At 64.6% G+C, this 17,203-nt stretch carries 11 protein-coding genes; 3 read left to right on the top strand and 8 right to left on the bottom strand.

Features of this window, described 5'->3' with window-relative positions:
- Positions 1–32 precede the first annotated feature (32 nt).
- The 3 genes from B2747_RS06360 to B2747_RS06350 all read right to left on the bottom strand — a co-directional run bounded on the left by B2747_RS06360 (position 33) and on the right by B2747_RS06350 (position 6,668).
- Complete coding sequence (locus B2747_RS06360) at positions 33–2,528, bottom strand: ABC transporter permease (RefSeq protein ID WP_291158031.1); 2,496 nt, start codon at positions 2,526–2,528, stop codon at positions 33–35.
- Positions 2,529–2,634: 106 nt separating this feature from the next.
- Positions 2,635–3,972, bottom strand: coding sequence for a HEAT repeat domain-containing protein (locus B2747_RS06355; RefSeq protein ID WP_291158029.1), 1,338 nt, complete (start codon positions 3,970–3,972; stop codon positions 2,635–2,637).
- 95 nt (positions 3,973–4,067) lie between these two features.
- Positions 4,068–6,668, bottom strand: coding sequence for a hypothetical protein (locus B2747_RS06350; RefSeq protein ID WP_291158025.1), 2,601 nt, complete (start codon positions 6,666–6,668; stop codon positions 4,068–4,070).
- A 165-nt stretch (positions 6,669–6,833) separates the two neighbouring features.
- Here B2747_RS06350 and B2747_RS06345 point away from each other — a divergent pair, with 165 nt between their 5' ends.
- Entirely contained in the window at positions 6,834–8,495 is a 1,662-nt protein-coding gene (locus B2747_RS06345) for an amidohydrolase (protein WP_343125871.1), read from the top strand.
- 172 nt (positions 8,496–8,667) lie between these two features.
- Entirely contained in the window at positions 8,668–9,978 is a 1,311-nt protein-coding gene (locus B2747_RS06340) for a M20 metallopeptidase family protein (RefSeq protein ID WP_291158021.1), read from the top strand.
- A gap of 195 nt (positions 9,979–10,173) precedes the next feature.
- Here the strand turns inward: B2747_RS06340 and B2747_RS06335 are convergent, their stop codons facing one another.
- The 4 genes from B2747_RS06335 to B2747_RS06320 all read right to left on the bottom strand — a co-directional run bounded on the left by B2747_RS06335 (position 10,174) and on the right by B2747_RS06320 (position 15,118).
- Complete coding sequence (locus B2747_RS06335; protein WP_291158019.1) at positions 10,174–11,151, bottom strand: hypothetical protein; 978 nt, start codon at positions 11,149–11,151, stop codon at positions 10,174–10,176.
- Positions 11,152–11,318: 167 nt separating this feature from the next.
- Positions 11,319–12,530: a hypothetical protein gene (locus B2747_RS06330; protein ID WP_291158017.1), complete on the bottom strand. Its 1,212-nt coding sequence runs from the start codon at positions 12,528–12,530 to the stop codon at positions 11,319–11,321.
- A gap of 94 nt (positions 12,531–12,624) precedes the next feature.
- Complete coding sequence (locus tag B2747_RS06325; RefSeq protein ID WP_291158014.1) at positions 12,625–13,626, bottom strand: 6-bladed beta-propeller; 1,002 nt, start codon at positions 13,624–13,626, stop codon at positions 12,625–12,627.
- A gap of 142 nt (positions 13,627–13,768) precedes the next feature.
- Entirely contained in the window at positions 13,769–15,118 is a 1,350-nt protein-coding gene (locus B2747_RS06320) for an aminotransferase class V-fold PLP-dependent enzyme (RefSeq protein ID WP_291158012.1), read from the bottom strand.
- 57 nt (positions 15,119–15,175) lie between these two features.
- Between B2747_RS06320 and B2747_RS06315 the strand changes: the two genes are divergently transcribed.
- The gene (locus B2747_RS06315; protein ID WP_291158010.1) at positions 15,176–16,648 is read left to right on the top strand and encodes a pyridoxal phosphate-dependent decarboxylase family protein; all 1,473 of its coding nucleotides are present in this window, start codon (positions 15,176–15,178) and stop codon (positions 16,646–16,648) included.
- Positions 16,649–16,669: 21 nt separating this feature from the next.
- Here the strand turns inward: B2747_RS06315 and B2747_RS06310 are convergent.
- Positions 16,670–17,203, bottom strand: a 534-nt coding sequence (locus tag B2747_RS06310; RefSeq protein ID WP_291158008.1) for a DedA family protein, incomplete at its 5' end; no start/stop codon positions are given.

Raw genomic sequence — 17,203 nt, 5'->3', positions numbered from 1 at the left:
AGAACAGATACGGGTAGTAGTGCGAGATGGCGTCAGTCGTAGCGCAGGGCCTGCATCGGATGCACCTGCGAGGCGCGGCGCGCCGGCAACCAGGCGGCCCCGAACGCGACGAGCGCGAGCACCAGTACCGCGGCGCTGAAGACCACGGGGTCATGTCCCTCGAGCTGATACAGCTGGGACTGGGCCGCGCGGCCCAGTCCAAAGGCGGCGACGATACCGATGATCGAACCGATGAGTGTCATGAGTGCCATCTGCCGCATCACGAGACCACGCACGCGCGCGGCGTCGGCGCCAAGTGCCATGCGCACACCGATCTCGCGCGTGCGTTGGGTGACGGAGTAGGCCAGCACGCCGTAGAGACCCACCGCCGCCAGCAGGGTGGCCAGGACCGCAAACGCCGAAGCCATGGTGCTGATCATGCGATCGAGGAACACATTCTCCTTGACCTGCTGCGGCAACGTTTTGAGATCTTCCACCGGGACGGTGGGCGCCATGCGGCGCAGCAGCGTCTGGACCGACTGCAGCACGTCTTCCGGGCGCTGCGTGGTGCGCACGTAGAAGGTGAGCGCACTCGTGCGCGCTTCCTGGCGCCAGGGCGTGAAGAAGAGCGGAGGAATTTCGTCCTTCACTTCGCTGTAGGCCGCGTCCTTCACGAGACCGACGATCTGGATATTGAGCGTGTCGTTGCCATTGCGGGACATGAACTTGCCGATCACGTCCTTGCCCAGGTTGAACTTGCGCACGAAGGCTTCGTTGACCATGGCCACGCGTGCGCCGCCCAGGCGATCGCTGTCGGTGAACTCGCGTCCGCCCAGCAACTGCATGCCGAGCACGTCGAGGAACTTCGTGCCGACCACGTTGTAGCGGCTGTTGCAGTCGACATCGGGCCCGCAGTCGTAGCCCTGCACGCGCACATCGGTACCCCAATTGTTGCCATTGAGGATGGCCACCACCGCGTTCGACACGCCCGTGACGCCCGGCATGGCGGCGAGCTCCTGCTCCACCTGCTCGTACAGCACGGTGGCTCGTGTGCTGTCGTAGCCGCTGCGCATGGGCGAGATACGGAAGGTGGCAATCTGTTCGGTACTCAAGCCCAAATCGGTACGACTCACGTTCACGAGGCTCTTGAGAAAGAGGCCGGCGGAAATGAGCAGGGCCATGGAGAGCGCGATTTGCGCTGTGACCAGCACCGTGCGAAAACGCGAGGCCACCGCACCGCCGGCAATCTGCCCGGCACCCGCACGAATGACGGTGATGAGATCATCGCGGGTGCTGTGCAAGGCCGGAAAGAGGCCGAACACCAGACCGGTGCCCAGCGCCACCAAACCGGAGAACAGCACCATGGAGGGCTGCAGCGAGAAGTTGATGGTGCGCAGTGCCTCGGGCGGCATGAAGCCGGCGATGGCCTTGAGCGTCCACACCGCCACCAGCAGGCTGGCCAGTCCACCGAGTACGGCCAGCACCAGAGATTCGGTGAGCAACTGCCGCAGCAACTGCGCGCGCGTGGCGCCCAGCGCGAGCCGCACGCCCATTTCGGTGGCCCGGCCCGCACCGCGCGCCAACAGCAGATTGGCGATGTTCGCGCAGGCAATCAGCAGCACGGTGCCGGTAATGGAGAAGAGCAACAGAATGGGCGTGCGGGCTTCGCGGTGGATGCTGGTCTGCCCACGCGCACCGTTGCTGAGTTCCACCTGCTTGGCGCGAAAGAGCTTCATGGTGGCGTCGCTCATGCCCTGCTGGAGCGGCGCCTCGACCTCGGCCAGCAGATTGCGATACACGCTGTTGAGTTGCGTGCCTGCCTGCTCCATGCTCAGGCCCGGCTTGAGACGACCGAACACATACATCCAATAGGAGCGACGATCGTCGTACGGGTTGGTGAGCGTGGACATGGGCCAGCGCACGCTCATGGGCACGAAGAGGTCGGGCTCCGCGCCCAGCGTCGTACCACGGAACCCGGCCGGTGCCACACCCACCACGGAGAGCGAACGACCATTCACCATGACCGACTTGCCAACCACGCTGCGGTCGCCGCCAAAACGATTCTGCCAGAAGTCGTGACTCAGCACGGCCACGAAGTGTGTGCCCACCGGTTCGTCGTCGGCCGGCTGGATGACGCGGCCCAGCGCGGGCGCCAGACCCAGCACACCGAAGTACGACCCGGTGACGTACATGCCGTCCACCGTCATGGCCTCGCCATCCACGGCGAGATTCCCGCCGAATTGCACATGTCCCGCGATGCCCGAGAAGCCGGTCTGCAGGCGTTCGAGATCACGGTACATGGCGTAGCTGAACACATCGTCACAGCTACCGGCCTGATTGCAACTGGTGCTGCCAGGCTTGGGACCAGGTGCTGAGAAGTTCACCAGTTCCTGCGGCGCGCTGACTGGCAATTGTTGCAAGAGCAACTGATCAAAAATCGAGTAAATCGCGGCGTTGGCGCCGATGCCAAGGGCCAACGATGCCACGGCAACCGCCGTGACGAACGGAGTCTTGCGCAGCATGCGCAAGGCGAGCGTGAAATGATTCATGGGGACGCGCGGAATGAGCGAAAACCGTGGCAGACCTCGGGTCGGAGAGTCTGACAGTCAAACCGCGCATAGGGTTTGAACGCTGAAGGCTTTTCGCTGAACGTCCTCAGCCCAACGCGGCCTGTACCCGTTCTCGTACGATGGCACTGGGGTCGTCGCGCAGGCTGCCGAGTACCACATCGGCCGCGGGACGATGGCCGGTGCACAGCGCGCCGATGGCGGCCAAGCGCACCTGCAGCACATCGAGCGCGTGGCTGTCCTGTCTGGCCAGCTCAGCAAGTCGGTTCCGCGCACGGGTCGTCTGCACGTGGGCGAGCGCGGCGATCACTTCCAGTTGGTACTCGAGGGTCAACTCCTCTTCATTCACTGAGACACGCGTGGTCGCTGCCGCATCGCTATCTGGCGCCGAAAACACGATGGACAGCGCGCGGTTGCGCACATCCACCGACGGATCAAACAGCACCGACTCGAGGCGGGTCATGGCCGTTTGCCCGCCGATCTTTCCGAGTGCCACCACAGCGGCCATGCGCACTCGGGCGTCACTGTGCTTGAGCAGCCGTGTGAGATCGTCCACGGCCGCCGGTTGCTTGGACTCGCCCAGCAAGGCCGCCGCATTGCGCACCACGTACCAGGTGCCGTTGCTGATGTGCTCGCGCGCGACGGGCACGATGTCCGGCAAGGCCGCGGCCACATCGAACAACAGACGCCGTTCGTGCACATCGGGTGCCGCCATGAGGTGCGTGAACACGGTGCGTGCACCCGTCTCGCGCGCATGTTCCAACACCGCCTGCACGGTGTTGAGCTCCGCCTGCTCCGTAACCAGCGCCTCGACCACCAGATGCAGCGCTTCGCGGGTGGCCCCGGTGGCAAAGGCCGAGGTATGCATCGCATCGTACAGAATGCGGCAGGTTGCGCGCGCGTCCTGTCTCGCCAGTGCGTCTTCGAGCTCGCCCGATTCTACCGCTGCCACAGCCGCACCGCGCGCCGCGGCGCCACGTGCCGCGACGTCGGCGGCGGAGTCGTTGCGGGTCTGCGCGGCAGACACCGGCACACCGCCGGTCGGCACATTGTCGCCCTCAAACCAGAGACGGATGTTCCAGAGCCCCAGGTCACGCGCCGCTTCACGGAGCGCCTCGCCACTGGGATCGTGCTCGAGATTGAGCAGCCCGCCCAGCTTGATGAACTCCGTGTCGGTCGTGGTGGAGTCGATATCGATGCGCGCGAGATCCAGGCCGGCCATCGCGTCATGCAGCACCGCCACCGCCTCGGCTACCCCTTCGTGTGGATGCTCCGCGAAGAGGTCTCGCGTGAGACGGACACTGCCAACACGCGCCAGCGCGCAGAGGCGCTGAACACTCGTGAGGATTTCGGCGATCGGTGCGTTTTGCCGTAGTTGCGTGAGCAGCATCGCCAACGCGGCGGCATAGACGAACTCGAGGGGCAAGGCGCCCTCCAGCGTGACGGGTCGCCAGCAATCTCCGTCCGGACGCGTGAGTCCGCTAGAAGGGCTCTTCGTGAGCCCCCGTTCACCCCATCAGATCAGAGCGGCGCGCCAAGATAGATGTCCGTGCGCCATCCCTTGTTCGGGAACAAGCCCCGCGCGATGTCGAGACGCAGCAACCCATCGAGCACACCGAAGCCGAAGCCCGCGCCCTTCTGCGTGGTGCCTTGGCCAAAGGCTTCACGTCGCCCGGCCCAGCCAGCGTCAAAGAAGGCGACCGGACGGAATGCGCCACGTCCGCGTCCGAATTCCGCGCGGCCAAACCAGAACGCGTCGCCATTCTGCGTGCCAGGCAGTTGGCCGCGCACGGTGCGCAGACCACCCACGTACCACTCACGCTGGAACGGCAAGCGCCCGGCGGAGCTGCCCGCGGAGCCGGTGACAGCTGCGGCCCAGCCGCCGAACTGGCGCGAGAGGGTGCTCTCCACCGAGCCGCGTGCGTACTCGAAGGTGCCCGTGGCCCCTTCCACTCGCGTGATGTTGAGCCAGCGCAGGCCACCCGGACGATCGACCAGCGTGCGTGACCAGGTGACCTGCGCGCCGGCGTACGAGCCCGGCTCGGCCAGTATGTTTGGCGCAAAGCGTCGGTCACCGAAGGCACGCGCGAGCGAGAACGTGTTCACCACGTCGCTGTCTCCGGCGGTCCATTGGCGCTCGAGAAACAGCCGACCTTCGAGCGCACCGCGCCGCTGCTCACGGCGCTCCGTCAGTTCGACGCCAAAGTTGCGGTAGTAGAAGCCTTCATCGCGGCCATACAGCAGCGCGGGCAACGACGGACCGATGGAGAGGGCACCGGCCCACTCGGGGTTGGCAGCGGACAAGCGATGAAAGACGCCGAAGCCCACCGTGCGCGCGCCGTTGCTGCGCAGCAAATGCAACTCGCCGTTGGCGTGCAGATCGGCGTGACCGATGCGCGCCACACCGCGCGCCGTGTATCCGGCGCCCAACTCCTGCGTGACCTGCAGACCGGCCGAAAGACCTTCGACGCGATTGTAGCGGAACAAGTCGGAGCCACTCCGGAGCTTGGGCAACTGCGGGCCCCAGGGCACCTGCAAACCCAGGTCGAGAGCCTTGAGCAGTTCGTCCTGACTCGGCAGGTCGAAAATGTCATCGGCCGTGGCCGACGATGGTGGCAGTGCGGGTGACTTGGCCAACGTCTCCATGTCGCAGGGCAAATCGTAGGCAATGCGCAGCGCGCGATCGTAGCGCTCCTCGACACGCGTCCAGGTGCTGTCGTTGCGGCACTGGGTGACCTTGCCGCGTCCATAGCGCCGCTCCTGCACCGAATCGCGGCGAGCGACGCCCTTCTCCGAGGTGCCGCCGACGTTCACCGACACCTGCACGTCGCTCCCTGTTGACTCCACGACGACGGAGTCCTTGTCCGTGCTGTCGCGCGGCGCCCAGCGATCACGCGCCTTGGGCACCGCCGCCAGGAAGAAGTCACCGTCCACGTCTTCGTAGGTGAACTTCTCGTCCATGCGGAAGGGAATGTGCATGAACATCACATCGGCGCTGGCGGTGGCACTGTGCGCACGCGGCAGCCAGAAACGGCCTTTGTAGAGTGCGTACTCCACCGTGATGCCGTCGAGGCGCGCCTTCATGGGGCGAATGAGCGAGGTGACGAACGTGCCCGGCTTGTCCTCAGCATCATTGGCACGCTGGCGCACCCGCTGGGCACTGTCGCGCACATAGACATCACGCGGCAGACGCGCCCGCAGAATACTGTCCTGCAGCGGACCGAGCACCTTCAACTCCTCTTCGTCCTTCTCGATCTCTTCGAGCGCGGTGGACCAGATGTCGATCTCAGTGGACAGGCGATACGCGGCCCGCACGAGCTGCCCGCGCTCGCGATCAAACCAGAAGCTGCCCACGAAGGTGCGCCAGTCGGGCTTGCGGCCCGCGATGCGCAGCTCCTGCAGGCGAATGATCTGCCCGTCGGGCAGCGTGATGCGCGCCGAATCGCCCAGATCGTAGCGATACCAGCGCTCGGCGCCACGCGCGAGCGGATGGATGATGTCGCGGTCGTCGACATCCGTCTTGACGACACCAAAGTCCGACGAGGGGAACCAGAGCTGCTCGCGGCCGGGGAAGTACGGGACGCTGACGGCCGCGACAAAGTCTCCGTTCACGTCAGACGCCATGGGGATGGTCATGCGTGAACCCTGCGGCCTCACCCGCACGCCCACATCGCGACGCCAGGAGATGTCGGCCACATTGTCGCCCTGAAACAGCAGCTTCTGCACACCGAGGCGGCGCGGGCCCATGGACAGCGATACCCGCTGCGTGGTGGTGGCGCGATACGACTTGAGTGCACTGTCCTGCTGTTCCCGTGCGGCGCGGGCGCGCTCGAACACGGCGCGGGCCTCGGCGTTGGAGAATGCCGAGGCGGAGGCTTCAGCGTTGAGCGCTGCCAGCGTGGCGCTGTCTCCACGTAGACCGCGGCGCGTGATGTTGCGCGCCTCGCGGACTGCGTCACGAATGGGCTCGCGATACTGGCGGAGCAAGGTATCAGGGCCCGAGCGCGGTCGTGCCGTGGTATCGCGTCCGCTGCGCGGCGGGTTCTGTCCCTGGGCGGACAGGGTGAGCGGCAGTAGCAGGGCAAACGCCAACGACGGCGTGCAGGCAGCGAAGGAACGCATGATCCGGCCAGAAGGGTGCAGACGACGAGCGGACAGAAACACCGACTTGAAGACCTACGGTGGGTCAGGACGAGCGGTTTCTCCCTCCCAAACGTAACTTCGGGCAGTTGGACCCCCGCCCCGGCCATTCGTTTCAGGAGACCCGCCGTGCCATCTGCCCCGCTCATGTTCCGCTGGACCCGTCCCCTGGCCGCTGCAGCGGCTCTCGCCGGCCTCGCGCCGCTGGCCCCGTTGTCAACCGGAGCGCTGCAAGCGCAAGCCGCCGTCACCTCAGCCGACCCGCGCCTCGAGGGACTGAAGGCGGAGGCGCTCAAGTTGGTGGAGGGCCGCGCCAAGCAGGTGCAGGAAATCGTGGACATGCTCTTCTCCTTTCAGGAGCTGGGCTTTCAGGAGTGGGAGTCCCAGAAGTACCTGACCGGCCTGCTCGAGAAGGAAGGCTTCAAGATCGAGCGCGGCGTGGCCGGCATTCCCACCGCATGGACGGCGCGCTGGAGCTACGGCACGGGCAAGCCGGAGATATCTCTGGGCTCCGACGTGGACGGCATCCCACAGGCCAGCAACAAGCCGGGCGTGGGCTACCGCGACCCCATGGTGTCCGGAGGCCCCGGGCATGGGGAAGGACACAATTCGGGCCAGGCGGTGAACGTGGTGGCCGCGATTGTGGTCAAGCAGCTCATGCAGCGCGACAAGATCAACGGCAGCATCATGCTCTGGCCCGGCATTGCCGAAGAGCAGATGGCCGGCAAGGCGTTTCTGGTGCGCGATGGCATTTTCAAGAACACCGACGTCACGCTGTTCACGCACGTGGGCAACGATCTGGGCGTGTCGTGGGGCGCGAGCGGCCAGAGTGCACTGATCTCGGCCGAGTTCCGTTTCCGCGGATCGAGCGCCCATGCAGCCGGCGCGCCGTGGCGCGGGCAGTCGGCGCTCGATGCCGTCATGCTCATGGCGCAGGGCTGGGAATACCGGCGCGAACACCTGCGCCTGCAGCAGCGCTCGCACTATGTCATCAAGGACGGCGGCGACCAGCCCAACGTGGTACCCAGCACGGCGAGCATCTGGTTCTACTTCCGCGAGCAGGACTATCCGCGCACCATGGCGCTGTTCGAGACGGGCAAGAAGATTGCCGAAGGCGCCGCGATGATGACCGACACCAAGCTCGACACGGTCATGATTCTGGGCTCGGGCTGGTCGGCGCACTTCAGCAAGCCCATTGCCGAAGCCATGCACAAGAACGTGCAGACGGTGGGCATGCCGGCCTGGGATGACAAGGACCAGACGCTGGCCAAAGGCATCCAGAAGGAACTGGGTTCGCCCGACTTCGGTCTGCAGATGCAGGTGAACAAGGAACTGCGTGGCGCCGAGACGCCGCAGAACTGGATGGGCGGCGGCTCCGACGACATTGGCGACGTGTCGTGGAACATGCCCACCATCACGCTGCGCTTCCCGAGCAACATTCCGGGTCTGCCGGGCCACAACTGGGCCAACGCGATTTCCATGGCCACACCCATTGCGCACAAGGGCGCGCTGGCCGGCGCCAAGGTGCAGGCGCTCACCATGCTCGACATCTTCCTGCAGCCCAAGGTGGTGGCCGACGCGTGGACGTACTTCCGCGATGTGCAGACAAAGAACGTGAAGTACCAGCCGTTCATCCGGCCCGGCGACCAACCGCCCATCTGGCTCAACGCCGACATCATGGCGAAGTACAAGCCGCAGTTGCAGAAGTTCTACTACGATCCGACGAAGTTCAAAACCTACCTGGAGCAGCTCGGGATCGAGTACCCGACCGTGCGCCCGGCAGAAGCCAAGCCGCGTGGGGACAACTGAGGTCTTGCAGCCAGCCACCAAACTCAACACTCAATACTTGAACTCAAAGCGCAAAGCTGACCGAACCGGCGGATTCACTTCGCAAGACCGCAGGTTCCGGAAGCTTTGAGCTTTGAGTTCAAGTTCCTGGGTTCTGAGTTCGTCTTGATTCGAACCTTCGTCTTTGCTCCCCATGGCGAACACCATGCGTCCACTCGGCCTTTTTGCCGCTCTGCTCCTGAGCGCGGCCCCCGCCGCGGCCCAGTCGTCACTCACCACCGAGATCGACCGCCGCACCGCCGCCATTGCGTCCAAGCTCACCGCCTGGCGCCATGACATCCACCAGCACCCGGAGCTCGGCTACCAGGAGAAGCGCACCGCCGCCCTGGTTGCCGCGCATCTCAAGAGCCTCGGCCTCGACGTGCAGGAGAACGTGGGCGGCATTCCGGGTGTGGTGGCCGTGCTCAAGGGCGGCAAGCCCGGGCCCACCATTGCCATGCGCGCCGACATGGACGCGCTGCCGGTGACCGAGCTGGTGGACGTGCCGTACAAGAGTACCGTGCGCACGGTGTACAACGGCGTGGAGACGGGCGTCATGCACGCCTGCGGACACGACCTGCACACGGCCATGCTGATGGGTGTGGCCGAGGTGTTTGCCGGCATGCGCGCGCAGTTGCCGGGCACGGTCAAGTTTCTCTTTCAGCCGGCCGAGGAAGTGCCGCCGCGCGGCGGCGCGCAGCCCATGATCGAGGCCGGCGTCATGCAGGGCGTGGACGCGGTGCTGGGCTTGCACGTGGGCCCGGGTCCGCTTGGCACACTGAGCTGGCGTTCGGGTGCCATCTCCGCGGCCAGCGACGCGTGGCGCATTGTGGTGCATGGCAAGCAGACGCACGGGGCGTTTCCGTCCAATGGCGTCGACCCCATCGTGGTGAGCGCGGAAATCGTAACGGCGTTGCAGACGGTAGTGTCGCGCTCACTCGATCTCACGCAGGGCCCCGCAGTGCTCACGGTGGGCGCCATTCACGGCGGACTGCGCGAGAACATCATTCCCGACTCGGTGTGGATGATCGGCACCATTCGCACCTTCGATGCCAAGGCGCGCGAAAAGGTGGGTGTGCGCATGAAGGAAATTGCGCAGCATATCGCGGCCGCGCATGGCGCCACCGCCGATGTGAGTGTGACGCTGGGTTACGGCAGCACCATCAATGATGCCGCGCTGGTGGGGCGACTGGCGCCGGTGCTGCAGCGCGTGAGCGCGGGCAAGGCCTTCGAGAGCAAGACCCAGAGCATGGCGGGCGAAGACTTCTCGCGTTTTGCCAACGTGGCGCCGGGATTTTTCTTCAACCTGAGCGTGACACCGCCGAGCGTGGATTTGATGGGGGTGGCGAGCAATCACTCGCCGCTGTTCCAGGCCGATGACAACGCGATGCCCGTGGGCGTGCGGGCCATGGCCAACGCAGCGCTGGAGTTGTTGGTGGGAGGAGTGCCGAAGCGGGCCCAGTAGGACGCGTGAAGGCTCACGACTCGGAACGTGTACACAAAACCCGGAACTGATCAGTTCCGGGTTCTGTGTTTGGGTGTCGAGTCTTGGGTTGGTTCGACTGAGCACTCATGACTTGCACTCAAAGCGCACAGCTGACCGGCCATTCGGTGAGCTGTGCGCTTTGAGTGCAAGTTTTGAGTTGTGGGTTTGCTGCGCCTACCGCCCAAACGGCGGAATAGACACACGCAGGAGTTCCTCCTCTCCTGTCTCGAGCGGACGGGCCACAAACAGCGCCCGCTGACCAATGCCCACCAGTCGCGCCCCGGGCGGCATGCTCAGCGAGCCCACTCGACCGCGCTGGCGATCGAACACATCCACCTGGCGTGGTGTTGTGCCTCCTATCCAGGTTCGCACCACATAGGCACGGCCGTCAGGCCCGGCGTGCACGCTGTGCGAGGTGAAGGGAGGAACGCGATCAGGCCATATCGGGAAGTCCGAGGCATCGAACACCGGGATTTCGTCCCCGTAGGTCGATACCGCGCGCGAGAGTTCACGTCGCATGTTGGCCGTGACAGCTGGCGTTGCATCGCCGACAGCCTTACCGACAATCCAAGCACCGTTCGCACGTCGCCAGTCCACCCGGTAGGGTTTTACGCGTGCCAATGCCACGGTGCCATCGGCAAAGAGCACTGCCTGGTCAAAGGTGGCGAGTGGATGCATGGCGTTGTATTGGTCCGGCACCCCTTTGATGTTCAGGCGCTTCACAGCCGCGCCGAATCGATGCGTCAAACCAAGCGCGATCGTATCTGCCCTTTCGCGGCCCTCGTACAATACGAATGCGACGGAGTCACGCGAGACCGGATGGGCACGATTTGGGTTCGGGAACGGCAATCGTGCCAGCGGCCCGTGCCCTCGAACATCGAGTGCCCGGCCGCCCAGCGATACGCCACCGAGCACGCCCTGCACACGAAGGCTCAGTTCCCGCAGTGCCTCGGGGGTGGGTGAGAAAGTGGTCTGCTGCAGGTATGACCAGCGACGATTGTTGTTGTCAATCAAGACGGAAGAAAGACTATCCAGCCCGATCAACCAACCAGGTGACCGATACTCCGCCGGCCCGTCGCCAGTGCGACCAATCTGTTTGCGAACGCCTTGCCGATTCACGGCGTACAGAAGGCGTGCCAGCGATTCTGTCACCAGGAGCGTGCCATCCGGGAGTTCGCGCACGTGTCCGACTCGATCGAAGACAAGTGCCGGAGAACGACTGATTTCCTGTGCAAGGGCCGGTGACGCTGAGCGAAGAACGGTCGCTATACCCACGAGCCACAGGACCCGTGAGGCGCCAACGTTGGAGCGTCGCATGGTCACCACGGGAACGGGTTGTAGCACCAACCGAGCTGCACGTCGCCCGTCACGTCAGACTGCGGTATGCGAAACAGGGGATACACAAAGGTCTCTCGCTCCTTGTCGAACATCATGCTCATCAGGTACCGCTTGCCGACCTTGGTAAGGGCAGGCGCTCGCAGTTGAAGCGAATCGATCGACCCACCTGTAACACGCGCATACGCAAGGCCCTCTGCGCCTGCGGACGGATCCCCTGGGATCGAGTACCAGACAGAACCCCGGCCATCCAGGTGAATCGGATTCATGGCGGAGTCCACGGATTCGGCCCATCCCCGGAGTATTCGACGCGCCGCCTCCATTGCCGGCCCCTGTACGTCGAAACTGCTGCTGGTAACGCGCTGGACGATGCCTTCTGCGCCTCCAAGTCGCTCGATAGGTATTCGCCTGAAGGGGTGCGTATGCTGTGAGGCCAGCGTGCCGTCGGCACGCAGGTAGCGCACACCGGCCGAATCCGCCAGCACCACCCCTTGCTCGCAGATCATCCCGCTGGCCGGCGAAAGATCATCGAGCTGAATTCGGCTGCTGATCGCAGTCGTGCCGACATCCACGAATCGGCGGATACCGGCAAGGGCAAGTTCGCGAGGCGGCGCGCCGGGCGTACCAGCCAGCAAGCGTACTGTGTCCTCGATGGCGCGTGCACCCAGTAGGGTGAAGTCCAATTGGGCGCGCTGCAACGCAACCCAACTCCCATCTCCCAGGCGCCCTACCATGCGGAGGTCCGTACCGGAAGAGAATCCCCAATCGCGAAAGTCGAGTCGGTCCTCTGTCAGTTGGAATTGGTGATAGAGATAGCCCACCTGTCGCTGGCGATCGAAAATCATGAGCGTGTCGCCGGGTAGGGAGAACACGCTCTCTGCATTGAGAAATTGCCCCGGCCCTTGCCCGCCTGATCCGAATGCCTGAAGCAGCCTACCGGTCGAGTCGACCACTGTGATCCGCTGCTGCTGACCGTCAAACAGCACGATCTCGCCGGTGCGGGCTTCCGTCAAATGACTCGGGATCTCGGACACCAAGCCGAGTGAATCGAAATCCAGCGTGGCCAGACTGTCGAGAACGACCTCACGCGGTGCAGCAGGCTCGTTGCGCGCAGACTCTGATTTATCCGCAGCGGGCGTGGCGCAGGCGATCAGGCTCAGTGCGATGATCCCGATCGTCAACAAATTGTATGTCATGGGATGTGCGGATTGAATTGTGACGACTGATCTGCAGATGGGACCTACGATCTACCACCCGCGATCGTGATTTGGGCGGCGGCCGGCCTGACTCTTACGGTTCAACTGTCCAGTTGGCCGACCTCCGCCTGTAGAGCGCCACTTTGTGGTAGTCGCCATGGGTAAACGATAGTACCAGTCCATCTCGAGCAGCGACCAGCCGAGGTGTAGAGTCTCTGACGGCCAGGCAGCCTCCTGTTCGAACCGTGATCACGCAGGTGGCAACGGCACTGTCAATCTGATGAGATCGCCGGTACTGCAAGACTGCCTGCTCTGACCCAAGTGGACGAAGTACAATCGGTTCATCGGATCCATCCCGGTGCTGCCCGGTTGAATAGAACTGTGGGTTTACCACGACGCCCCACGGCACAACGCCCCGAACGGAGTCGGCCCAAAGAGGCGCCCCGTCTGCAAGCCGGTATGCGCGGACGACTGGAAATAGCTGAGGAACGGTGAGAACCACGTCCAGCTCGGGGAAGCAGGCCACCTTCCCTTTGCTATTGAGTGCCGGAACGTGTTGCGGATACTCCGTCGGACCATCAAAGTCGCCAAACGATCGGACGATGCTTCCCGAAAACGTCACCTCGTGAAGCGGATGTCCGTTGTGACTGCCGAATACGATGGCATTCTCTCGCAACAGGCAGAAATCTGACCCAACGAACGGCAGCAGTGCGCTCTTGCCAGGCACTGCATTGCTGCTGCTGGTTGGAATGGACACCAACCCATTCACGCGATCAAGCACATACAGCGTGCCTTTGCCGTCATGAACCAAAGACACCGGTTCGGTCAACTCGCCAGGCCCTCTGCCACTTCTGCTCAATGTGCGGAGCGAACGCCCATCCTTGTCGAAAACCCGGATGTTGTTGGTTGAAGCATCAAGGACATATGCGTTCAATTCTCCGTCGAGGGCAGCATCGACGATGCGCCCGAAATCCTGGTCTGGGCTGACCTCGGAATCGCCCTTCTCCCAAAGGAGCGCAAGAGATGCTGCCGGCACATCGCCCTCGGAACTCGCTGACGCTTTGCCGTCGCAGCCTCCAACAGCGACGGCCAGCAAGCTCGAAAGCACTAACCTTACAAGTATGGTCATGGACTGGCGTGGTACCAATTGGTGGTGTCTTACTACCTGCCTTTGGTGCAGGTCAGATCGTCCGACTTCGTGTATCGTGGCATTCGTGCTTCGCTGAACCGGAGGAACGTTACCCCCGCCCCGCAATCGTGGTAATGGCCGCCGCCAGCTTGTCGGCGTCGGCGGCCGAGTTGTACAGCGTGGGCGTGACGCGCACACAATCGCCCTTGGCGAGACCCGTACGCTGGAAGGTGAACACGCCGAACTCGTCATGCAGCGTGCGCGCGATGCCGCTGTTGGCTTCTCGCGTGCCACGTCCGTGCAGACGGAAGGCCGTGATGGCACCGGTCAGGTGCGGATCGTCAGGCGTGAGCACGTCCACACCCGGCACGTTGCGCACGGCCTTCACCCAGCGGTCGCGCAGGTAGCGTACACGCGCCGCCTTGTTGGCGAGGCCAATGGACTCCTGAAAGGCGATCGCGTCGGGAATGGTCATGACCGTCGCGAAGTTGGTGGTGCCCGTGTGCAACCGGCTATCGATGCTGGTGAGCGGCGCCGACTCGTCGGCATGCGCGCGGTCGATCTTGTCGAGATGCCCCTCGCGGATGTACATGGCGCCCGCGCCCACCGGCGCGCCAATCCACTTGTGCAGGTTGAGCCCGATGAACTCGGCGTCCAGGTCCTGCACCGTGAGCGGCACCTGACCGAACGAATGGGCGGCATCCACCACCACGTCCACACCACGCGGACGCGCCAGCGCCACGATATCCTTGACCGGAAGCAGCAGGCCCGTCTTGTTGTTGCAGTGCGTGAGCAGCAGCAGCTTCGTGCGTGGATTCGCGCGCAGCGCCGCATCGTAGGCGGCCAGAATGTTCTCGCGGCTCGCGGGCTCGGGAATGTCGAGCCTGGCCACAGTGGCCCCCGTGCGCTGCGCGAGGCCGTTCATGGCCCACTGCATGGCGTTGTAATCGAGGTCGGCGTACATGATGGTGTCGCCGGCCTTCACGCGATTGTACTGGCCAATGAGGGCCTGCAGCGCTTCGGTGGCCCCACGCGAGAGGGCAATCTCGCTGGGCTTGGCGCCCACAAACGCCGCCACCTTTTCGCGCACACCGCGGAACAGCGCCGGATACTCGCGCCGCGCGAAGTACGAGTTGTCGCGATTCATGCGATCGATGTGCTCGTGGTAGCGCGCCAGCACGGGCTGCGCCATGAGCCCCCAGTAGCCGGCCTCCATGTTGGTCACCTTGTCGGTAACGCGGTACATGGCGGCGACCTTGGCCCAGGCGGATTCGTCGGCAGGATCAGAGAGACTGAAACTGCCAACAGCGGGAGCCGGAACGGCAGTAGCCGGAACCACAGAAGCCAATGTTCCGGAAGCGCCCGGGCTGGCGGCGAGCAGGTCGGACGGCAGGGCCATGCCGGCAGCGCCGAGCAGGGCGGAATCACGCAGGAAGTCGCGGCGGGTGGTGGGCATCATTGACGCTACGCCGCGCGGGCATTCACCGCAACGCGCGACCCGGGTAACGTTCTGGTCATGAGCTTCGTCCCAGACGCCCCACCCGTTCCGCTGCACGGCGACCTCGCCCCCGACGACTTCCGCCGCGTGGCCCATGCGGCCGTGGACTGGATTGCCGACTACCTCGAGCACCCGGAGCGTCACCCGGTACGCAGCCAGGTGGCCCCAGGCGACATTGTGCGCGCGCTGCCTGCCGCGCCGCCCACGCACGGCGAGTCACTGGACGCCATGCTGGCCGACGTGCAGCAGACCCTGCTGCCTGGCATCACGCACTGGAATCATCCGGGCTTCTTTGCCTACTTCGCCAACTCGGGCGCCTACCCCGGCATTCTGGCCGAGCTGCTCACGGCGGGGCTCAATGCCAACGGCATGCTCTGGATTACCAGTCCGGCCGTCACGGAGCTCGAGCAGGTCACGCTGGACTGGCTGCGTCAGCTCATGGGCCTCAGCGCGCCGTGGTTTGGCGAGATCACGGATACGGCCAGTGTGAGCACCTTCTACGCGCTGGCCGCCGCGCGCGAACGCATCGCGCCCAGCGTGCGCACGGAGGGCATGGCGGGTCGTGCGGACTTGCCGCGGTTTCGGGTGTACTGCAGCGAGCACGCGCACTCGTCCATCGACAAGGCCGTCATTGCGCTTGGCCTGGGCCATCACAACCTGGTCAAGATTCCCGCCGACGACATGCTGCGCATGCGGCCTGACGCGCTGCGCGACGCCATGGCCGCCGATGTGGCGCAGGGCTATCGCCCCATGGCCGTCGTGCCCTGCGTAGGCACCACCAGTGCCACCAGCGTGGACCCGGTGGCGGCCGTGGTGCAGGTGGCCCGCGAGTACGACTGCTGGGTCCATGTGGACGCGGCCTATGCCGGTGTGGCGGCCATCGTGCCCGAGCTGCGCTATGTCATGGACGGCGTGGACGGCGCCGATTCGTTTGTCGTCAATCCGCACAAGTGGCTGTTCACGCCCATGGACTGCTCGGTGCTGTACACGCGGCATCCCGATGTGCTCAAGCAGGCCTTTGCGCTGCTGCCCGAGTATCTCGTGACACGCACCGGCAGCGAAGCCGTGAACCTCATGGACTACGGCATTCAGCTGGGCCGTCGCTTTCGTGCGCTCAAACTCTGGATGACGCTGCGCGCCTACGGCGCCGAAGGCCTGGCCGAGCGCATTCGCTTCCACTGCGAACTCGCGCGCGAGTTTGCCGGCATGGTGCACTTCGAGGGCGGATGGGAACTCACGGCGCCGGTCACGCTCTCCCTCGTGTGTTTCCGTCACGTACCATCGGACATGGACGAAGTGGCGCTGGCCGCGCACAATGCCCGCATCATGGAGCGCGTGAATGCACGCGGGCGGGTGTACCTGTCACACACGAAGCTGAATGGTCGTTACACGCTGCGTCTGGCGGTGGGCAACATTCGCAGCGACCGCGAGCATATCACACTGGCCTGGCAGGAGCTGCGCGACGCGGCGCGTGCGGAATTGGCGAATTGAAATGCGAAGGGCCGGGCGCGATCAGCGCCCCGCCCGCCGAGCCGCCCGTCGGGCCGCCTTCCGCTCGGCGCGCTTGCGCTGCCAGCGGATCACAAACAGCGCCGTGACCAGCGCGGCAATGATGCCCACCACCTTGCCATACTTGCCGAACAGGCCGATGGCCTGCACCGCGGCTTCGCCCGCAGCAATGCCAAGTACGATGTACACCGCGGTCCAGGCCAACGACCCCAGCAGCGACACCGGCAGATAGACGTACCAGGGCACCCGCGCCGCGCCACAGGCCACTGGCAGCATGATGCGCAGACCGAACGCAAAGCGCACGAGGAATGACGCCTTGAGCGGGTGCGCGCCCACCACCCGCAGCGCCACGGTGCCAGCCGCCCGCCAGCGGGGCAGACGGCGACGAATCCAATCCCACTTGCTGCGCCCCAAGGCATACAGCAGCGCCGTGGCCGCCCAGCCGCCCAGCGTAATGGCCCACACCAGTGGCATGAGCCGCAGCTGGTTCTCGTGCACGGCAATACCGCCGAGCACGGGTGCGATTTCCTCGGTGAG

This window comes from Gemmatimonas sp. UBA7669, assembly GCF_002483225.1.
Lineage (GTDB): Bacteria > Gemmatimonadota > Gemmatimonadetes > Gemmatimonadales > Gemmatimonadaceae > Gemmatimonas.
This window is presented reverse-complemented; position numbering and strand designations above follow the sequence as displayed.

Excerpts from the sequence above, each read along its gene's own strand:
- B2747_RS06360 (WP_291158031.1), bottom strand. The coding sequence starts at position 2,528 with ATGAATCATTTCACGCTCGCCTTGCGCATGCTGCGCAAGACTCCGTTC.
- B2747_RS06345 (WP_343125871.1), top strand. The coding sequence starts at position 6,834 with ATGTTCCGCTGGACCCGTCCCCTGGCCGCTGCAGCGGCTCTCGCCGGC.
- B2747_RS06320 (WP_291158012.1), bottom strand. The coding sequence starts at position 15,118 with ATGATGCCCACCACCCGCCGCGACTTCCTGCGTGATTCCGCCCTGCTC.
- B2747_RS06330 (WP_291158017.1), bottom strand. The coding sequence starts at position 12,530 with ATGACATACAATTTGTTGACGATCGGGATCATCGCACTGAGCCTGATC.
- B2747_RS06340 (WP_291158021.1), top strand. The coding sequence starts at position 8,668 with ATGGCGAACACCATGCGTCCACTCGGCCTTTTTGCCGCTCTGCTCCTG.
- B2747_RS06350 (WP_291158025.1), bottom strand. The coding sequence starts at position 6,668 with ATGCGTTCCTTCGCTGCCTGCACGCCGTCGTTGGCGTTTGCCCTGCTA.
- B2747_RS06315 (WP_291158010.1), top strand. The coding sequence starts at position 15,176 with ATGAGCTTCGTCCCAGACGCCCCACCCGTTCCGCTGCACGGCGACCTC.